Source organism: Pseudomonas putida (genome assembly GCF_028682395.1).
Lineage (GTDB): Bacteria > Pseudomonadota > Gammaproteobacteria > Pseudomonadales > Pseudomonadaceae > Aquipseudomonas > Aquipseudomonas putida_AB.
In genome coordinates this window covers 640,055-646,684 of sequence record NZ_JANHLC010000002.1, presented here as the reverse complement: position 1 = coordinate 646,684, position 6,630 = coordinate 640,055, and the positions used below count along the sequence as shown (strand labels likewise).

Here is a 6,630-nt window from a genome sequence, read left to right as displayed (position 1 = left end):
GTCGGCAAATTGATAACCTGCTTGTGAGGCATTGCGATTCAGAGAAATTTGGCATGATTGGATGCCGCAGTAGCCTGAAACCCTTCCTTGGGTTGCAAGTTCTTCGGTCTCCTCGCCACGATCAAGCTATCGTCTGTAAGTAGTCAAAGTTGATGATGGTGGACACCGGAACGTGATTTCCTAGGTCAAAGTGGATAAGTCAATTTCAACCAGTAGGCACTTCCCTCCGGTCTGTTACGCACATCGCTTTCCTGCTGCCACTTGGCGGTTACGAACCAGCCCGAGGCGCTGTTGTATTTAATCGAAGGGCCAATGGCAAAGGCACGTCCCTTGTTGTCGGTGACGCGATCACCGTCTTGCCGGTCGTCTGTGACCTGGTGATAGATATACCCTCCAATGCCCACAACCCAGCCATTGCCCATGCCCCAGCCCAAGTCGTAATCAGCATGGGCTTCCTGGCCTGAACGGTAATGGGTGGCGGGGTTTTTCGCGTTGAAGTCATACATCAATTTGATATCCATGTTCGGACCAACGGGGTCGATGTAAGAGAACGCTGCCACGGGCTCTGCGGCCCAGTAATTGCGTCCGATATTGGCCTGGTTATCTTTATCGTACCGACCGGTGGGCGCGATTATGTCCAGTGCGTAGACGGCATGAAACTTGTCGCTGTAGTGATAGCCCAGCGCAGGGCCGAAGATGATGTCGCCTAGACTGGTGCGATGATCGCGGTTGCCGTTGACGGTTACGGTGAGGTCGACCAGCGGGGCGATGGCTTGGAACGCCAAGTCGCCTCCCAGTACTGTCTGTTGCGTTACCCATACCACTCGCGGTGCGATGACATTGGCACGCAAGCGAAAGTCAATTGCCTGAGAGTGCCCGCCATTGTCCTTCAGATCGTTCGCGGCATAGTGCTCGCTGTAGACCTGTGCGTACCAGCCCGGTGGCGGCAAGGCGCCGGACAAGTAGTTCTCGGCACCCATGGGGTAGGAAGAGCCGCCCCCTTCAGAGGCCCATGCAGTGCCCAGCGTGCAACTCAACACGCCAATGAGGAAAAACCGTTTCTTGTTATTCATGTGGTTATCCAGGATTCGAGGCAATAGAGCGCCAAGCCGCCCGAGCGGTAAGGAGCAGCCGTGGTTAATGAAAGATGTTGAACGCGTTGAGATCAGGCTCTGCGCAATGGCCAGAAATCAAAGTACTGACTGGACACAACCAGCAGGGGGAAGGTCATGGCCAGTAACGCAGAGGCGAGCCAAAGTTCGTGGGTATAAGTGGGCGCGCCCTCGCTCATTGGCCCACTGAGGAGCGGCCCCAGGGCCCAGTAGATGCGTGGCAAAACGGCACCTGCCAGGCAGGCGATACCCAGTTGCAACAAACCCCTGACGGGTTGAGTTCGGTGTTCAAACAACTGGCCTTCAAACATCAGTAACGGTACCAGTGCGCCAAACAGTAGGGCGATGGCGCCATGCACCATGAACTTCACCGGTTCGATTCCCAGCACGCGAGTGCCCACCCAATAGAGCAGCGCAGTCACCGCCATCGTCTGAACGGTGATGGCAACCGCCAGCAACCGTGGTTTGCGTGCCAGGGTGGCAGTGTTCAGTGGCCAGAAGTCCAGCAGTACACCGGCAAACACGACACTCACACTGGTGACTGCAAAGGCCAGTATTTCAAACGCTGCAAACAGACCGTGGGGGTCAAGACTTGCGAGGTAGAACGGGGCCAGGGCCATCACGGAGAAATCGAACAGTACACAGAACAACAGATAGCCCAGGCCATAAGCTACCAGCAGTGTCCCGACGCCGAGGATCGCCGGATTCTCGGTAAATGACGAGAGCGGCCAGCAGCGCCAGACAATCACGAACCAGAACGTCAGTAGCACGCAGAAGATCACATACATCAGTGTGAAGGGCGTAGGTGGCCCGACTTGCTGGGCCTGGGTATAGAAGATCACCGCACTGACCGCACACGCCACGGCCAGCGTCAAAACCAGCATTATCAGCCCCTTGGCCGGCTGGGGTAATGCCGCGACCCAGCCAGGGTATTGGCTGCGCCAGAGCATGGACAGCACGATCTCCACGGGCACGCCGACGACAACCACAAAGGTCACCCAACTGGCGAAGAAATCACCTTTGAAGCAACCGATGATCAACAGTGACAGTGCCATGACCATCAGCAACATGAGGCTGCCAAGCATCGGTTGTCGCGCCAGCAGGGCTCGGCCAACCTGGCTCGGCTGGCGCAGTGGGTTGGGGTTGTCCTGAGTAACGCTATTGTTTTTATTATTCATGCTCAGTGTTCCTGGTAGGGGTCAGCCTGCTTTTTTCAGCAGGTCGAGGGCGACATCGACAATCATGTCTTCCTGGCCGCCGACCATTTTCCGACGGCCCAGTTCGACGAGAATGTCCAACGTCTTGAGTCCGTAATGCTCGGCAGCGACTTCGGCATGGCGCAAGAAGCTTGAGTACACACCGGCATAGCCCAGGGCCAGGGTTTCCCGATCGACCCGCACAGGGCGGGTTTGCAACGGGCGCACGATGTCATCGGCGGCATCCATCAGCGTGTACAGATCGGTACCATGGTTCCAGCCCAGGCGCTCGGCCGCCGCGATAAATACTTCCAGTGGTGCATTCCCCGCACCGGCACCCATGCCGGCCAAGCTGGCATCGATCCGGTCGCAACCTTCCTCCACGGCGACGATGGAATTGGCCACCCCCAGACTCAGGTTGTGGTGCGCGTGAATACCGGTTTGCGTGGTCGGTTCGAGCACGTCCTTGAGGGCTCGGAAGCGCTCACGAATATCCTGCATGTTCATCGCTCCGCCCGAATCGACGACGTAGATACAGGTCGCGCCATACCGCTCCATGTTCTTCGCCTGCTGGGCGAACGCGGCCGGTTCGATCATATGACTCATCATCAGAAAGCCCACCGTGTCCATGCCCAGGCCGCGGGCATGTTCGATGTGTTGTTGAGAGATATCGGCCTCTGTGCAATGGGTCGCTACGCGAACGATGCTGGCCCCTGCTTTGTGTGCGTTGTCGAGATCGTGGGTAGTGCCAATGCCGGGCAACAGCAACGTTGCGATCTTGGCGTGGCTGATGACATCCGCCACTGCCTCGATCCATTCGATATCGCTATGGGCGCCAAAGCCGTAGTTGAAACTGGAGCCCTGCAGACCGTCGCCGTGAGCGACTTCAATGCTGTCGACTCGGGCCTTGTCCAGTTCGCGAGCGATGTCCTGCACATTCTTTATCGAGTACTGATGGCGCACGGCGTGGCTGCCATCGCGCAAGGTCACATCGGAGATATAGAGTTTTTTGTTCATTGGGGGTCCCATTGAGCATCTGAATAAATGATCAGGTCATCACAGTCAGGAAGCGTTCGTTGAGCACGCGGCTGTGATAGAAAATCGCCTTGCCCAAGTGCTTTTCATCCCAGGTGATGGGCTTCTGATCCGGGTAGTGGAAGTCTCCGCCGGCAAATACTTCGTTGCGGTTGCCCGAGGGGTCGAAGAAGTAAATGGTCTGGCCATGAGTGATACCGTGGCGGGTTGGGCCAAAGTCCAGCGAGGTGTCGCTCATGGAGATCAAGTCACCCGCGCGCAGCAGGCCTTCCCAGGTGTCGATCAGGAACGAAGCATGGTGGAATCCGCCGATGTTCCCGTCCTCGATGAACGCCACGTCATGGGCTTTGGTCGACAGCGAGAGGAAGTTGGCCACGGCATGCCCCTCCTCGTTAACGACCTGTTCGGCAAGGTGAAAACCCAGGACGTCGATAAACAGTTCGCGGGTCAGGTGCAGGTCGCCGCCGTGCAGTTGGCAATGGTCGAAGCGCATGGCTCGCATGCCTTTGAGCCCGCGAGGCCAGGCTTCCGGATTCTTCTCGGCAATACCCCAGCGGCCTGTGTATTCCTTCTCGGCATACAGCTCGAACCAGTGCCCGGAAGGGCCGAAGAAACGCACACGACGTCCGCAAAAATCCAGCTCGCCGGCAGGGATATGTTCAACCTGGCAGCCGTAGGCCAGCAGGTCTTGGGTCAACTGCACCAGCGACTGATCGTCGATGACCTTGTAACCCATGAAATCCATGCCCGGTTTATCCGCTTCAACCAGCACCACTGAAAAGCGTTCCACCTCGGTCCAGCCCTTGAGGTAAATCCTGCCTTGGCTGTCACGGTGGGTCAGAATCAACCCCACCAGTTCAACGTAATGTTTGACTGAGGCTTCCATGTCCAGTACACGGATTTGCACGTGGCCAGGACGCAATATGCCTTTTTTCATGATTTCACCTGTTTGTTGTATTTGTTTTTTCGGCTGCCCGAAGGGGCGCCTATATAGGTTCTTTCAGCCGCTCGATTTCCAGATCGCTCAGGGGGATAACGCGGCACGCCAATACGAAGCCTTGCTCCTGTTCGCCGTCAGCAATATGTTGGCGGCTCATTCGCCCGCATTTGTAGTCCCCTGACAGGATTCGCACCTTGCAAACTCCGCAGCCGCCACCGCGACAGCCCACAGCAATGGCACGGCAACCTGCCAATTCCATGGCGCGCAACAGTGCGGCTCCATCCAGCACATGGAACACGTCGCCGCTTACGCGTTCGCGGATGCGGTGTGTTCGCACGCCCATCAGTCCAGGTTGCCAGGCAATGCCGTGGTTGCCGCCAACCGTTCGGCACAGGCCAATGCTGCCGAGGTCATGATGTCCAGATTGCCGGCGTAGGCGGGCAGGTAATGCGCTGCACCTTCCACTTCGAGAAACACCGAGACCTTCAAGCCGCGTGTCAGGCCCAAGCCAGGCACATTGACCGGCGTGTCGATCGGCTCGAACTGCACCGCCTGCTTGAGCCTATAACCTGGCACATACGCATGTACTCGGGCCACCATTGCTTCGACGCTGGCGATAATCGCTTCGCGGTCGGCGGGGTCACACAGTACGAACACGCTGTCGCGCATGATGGGTGGAGGCTCCGCCGGGTTGAGGATGATGATTGCCTTGCCACGTGTTGCACCGCCCAGCACTTCAATGGCTTTGGCGGTGGTTTCAGTGAACTCATCGATATTGGCCCGTGTGCCCGGGCCTGCCGAATGGCTGGAAATCGAAGCTACGATTTCGGCGTAATGCACCTGGGTCACCTGGGAGATGGCCTTGACTATCGGTATGGTCGCCTGGCCACCGCAGGTCACCATATTGATGTTGGCCGCCTCCAGTTCGTCATCCAGATTGATTGCCGGTATCACATAAGGGCCGATGGCCGCGGGCGTGAGGTCAATCACTCGAGTGCCGTGGGCCTGCAATACGGTGTTGTGGTGCGCATGGGCCTGTGCGGACGTAGCATCGAACACAATGCCAATCTCCTTGAATTCGGGTAGCTGGACCAGACCCTCGACGCCGTCCGCGGTAATGGCGACGCCCATGCGTTTGGCACGAGCCAGGCCATCCGAGGCGGGGTCGATACCGACCATCGCGCCCATGGCAATGTGTTCGCCGTGGCGCAATACCTTGATCATCAGATCGGTGCCGATGTTTCCCGAGCCGATGATTGCAACTTTGCAACGAGCTGTTGTCGTCTTCATGTGAACCCCAGACACCTATTGTTTTGGTCTTGCGTACAGCACTGGCTAGCGACCGCGCTGCTTGGCGGTCTGACCGGCAATACCGAAGTCGGTATTGGGCACTTCGTTGATGATCACGCGCACCGATTCGATCGGTGCGTCCAGGGCCTCAACTGCAGCGCGTGTCAGTGCTTCGATCAGACGCGCTTTTTGGGCTTCGCTGCGACCCTGGATCAGGTGGACTTGCATGATGGGCATAGCATTACTCCAGACGAGTTAGACGAAGCGCATCGAGACGGAGCCCAAATGCTGATAGCGCACGGTGATGTTGTCTCCGGCCTGGACTGCGATCGCTTCCGTGGCACCGCCGGTCAAAATCAGGGTGCCTGCGGGGATTTCTCGTCCTTGGGCGCCCAGCATGTTGGCGAGCATTGCGACGCTTTGCGCGGGGTTACCCAGCACGGCGGCGGCGGAGGCAAGGGCTACGACCTCGCCGTTTTTCTCCATCACCACGCCGAGATTTTTCAGGTCCAGGCCCTGCACGTTGCGATGGCGGCCTCCCAGTACGTAGCGTGCAGACGAAGTGTTGTCGGCGATTACACTTTTCAGATCGAAGCGGAAGTTCTCGTAGCGAGAGTCGATGACTTCGACGGCAGGCAGAATGAAATCGGTCGCCGCCAAGACGCTGCCGACGTTACACCCCGGGCCACGCAGGGGCTTGCGCGTGACAAAGGCAATTTCGGCTTCGACCTTGGGGTGAATCAGCCCGGCCGCTTCGATAACGCCGCCGTCGGCAACCGAGCCGTAATCAGTGATAAAGCCGTGGATCGGGTCGATAACGCCCATCTGGCGCATCTTGGCGTGGGAAGTCAGGCCCATCTTCAGGCCGGCAATCCGCACGCCACGGCCGATTTTAAGGGCACGAATCGCGTCCTGAATCGCATAGGCGTCTTCCCAATCCATCTCGGGGTAGTCGTCCGTGATTTTATGGACGGCTCGGTTTTGCATTTCCGCTGCATCCAGGTGCACCGCGAGTTGCTCGATAACGTCTTGTGTCAGGTTCATCAGGCATTTCCCT

General features: G+C 57.9%; 8 protein-coding genes. All 8 read right to left on the bottom strand.

Annotated elements, in window-relative coordinates:
* Window positions 1–185 precede the first annotated feature (185 nt).
* The 8 genes from NPS46_RS08285 to dmpH all read right to left on the bottom strand — a co-directional run bounded on the left by NPS46_RS08285 (window position 186) and on the right by dmpH (window position 6,617).
* Window positions 186–1,073 carry a SphA family protein gene (locus NPS46_RS08285; protein WP_274106007.1) on the bottom strand — a complete coding sequence of 296 codons (888 nt, stop codon included), beginning with the start codon at window positions 1,071–1,073 and terminating at the stop codon, window positions 186–188.
* A gap of 92 nt (window positions 1,074–1,165) precedes the next feature.
* Window positions 1,166–2,290, bottom strand: a complete 1,125-nt coding sequence (locus NPS46_RS08280; protein ID WP_274106005.1) for a hypothetical protein — start codon at window positions 2,288–2,290, stop codon at window positions 1,166–1,168.
* A gap of 21 nt (window positions 2,291–2,311) precedes the next feature.
* Window positions 2,312–3,325: a 4-hydroxy-2-oxovalerate aldolase gene (gene dmpG / locus NPS46_RS08275; protein ID WP_274106003.1), complete on the bottom strand. Its 1,014-nt coding sequence runs from the start codon at window positions 3,323–3,325 to the stop codon at window positions 2,312–2,314.
* Between the two features lie 31 nt (window positions 3,326–3,356).
* On the bottom strand, window positions 3,357–4,280 hold the full coding sequence (locus NPS46_RS08270; RefSeq protein WP_274106001.1) for a catechol 2,3-dioxygenase: 924 nt from the start codon (window positions 4,278–4,280) through the stop codon (window positions 3,357–3,359).
* Window positions 4,281–4,329: 49 nt separating this feature from the next.
* Complete coding sequence (locus tag NPS46_RS08265; RefSeq protein WP_274105999.1) at window positions 4,330–4,626, bottom strand: 2Fe-2S iron-sulfur cluster-binding protein; 297 nt, start codon at window positions 4,624–4,626, stop codon at window positions 4,330–4,332.
* Window positions 4,626–5,573, bottom strand: coding sequence for an acetaldehyde dehydrogenase (acetylating) (locus tag NPS46_RS08260; protein WP_274105997.1), 948 nt, complete (start codon window positions 5,571–5,573; stop codon window positions 4,626–4,628). The genes NPS46_RS08265 and NPS46_RS08260 overlap by 1 nt, the downstream gene beginning before the upstream one ends.
* A gap of 45 nt (window positions 5,574–5,618) precedes the next feature.
* Complete coding sequence (locus tag NPS46_RS08255) at window positions 5,619–5,810, bottom strand: tautomerase family protein (RefSeq protein ID WP_010562995.1); 192 nt, start codon at window positions 5,808–5,810, stop codon at window positions 5,619–5,621.
* Between the two features lie 18 nt (window positions 5,811–5,828).
* Window positions 5,829–6,617 (bottom strand): 2-oxo-3-hexenedioate decarboxylase, encoded by a 789-nt coding sequence (dmpH, locus tag NPS46_RS08250; RefSeq protein ID WP_274105992.1) that lies wholly within the window; start codon window positions 6,615–6,617, stop codon window positions 5,829–5,831.
* Between the last annotated feature and the right edge of the window lie 13 nt (window positions 6,618–6,630).

Excerpts from the sequence above, each read along its gene's own strand:
- NPS46_RS08285 (WP_274106007.1), bottom strand. The coding sequence starts at position 1,073 with ATGAATAACAAGAAACGGTTTTTCCTCATTGGCGTGTTGAGTTGCACG.
- NPS46_RS08280 (WP_274106005.1), bottom strand. The coding sequence starts at position 2,290 with ATGAATAATAAAAACAATAGCGTTACTCAGGACAACCCCAACCCACTG.
- dmpG (WP_274106003.1), bottom strand. The coding sequence starts at position 3,325 with ATGAACAAAAAACTCTATATCTCCGATGTGACCTTGCGCGATGGCAGC.
- NPS46_RS08270 (WP_274106001.1), bottom strand. The coding sequence starts at position 4,280 with ATGAAAAAAGGCATATTGCGTCCTGGCCACGTGCAAATCCGTGTACTG.
- NPS46_RS08265 (WP_274105999.1), bottom strand. The coding sequence starts at position 4,626 with ATGGGCGTGCGAACACACCGCATCCGCGAACGCGTAAGCGGCGACGTG.
- NPS46_RS08260 (WP_274105997.1), bottom strand. The coding sequence starts at position 5,573 with ATGAAGACGACAACAGCTCGTTGCAAAGTTGCAATCATCGGCTCGGGA.
- NPS46_RS08255 (WP_010562995.1), bottom strand. The coding sequence starts at position 5,810 with ATGCCCATCATGCAAGTCCACCTGATCCAGGGTCGCAGCGAAGCCCAA.
- dmpH (WP_274105992.1), bottom strand. The coding sequence starts at position 6,617 with ATGAACCTGACACAAGACGTTATCGAGCAACTCGCGGTGCACCTGGAT.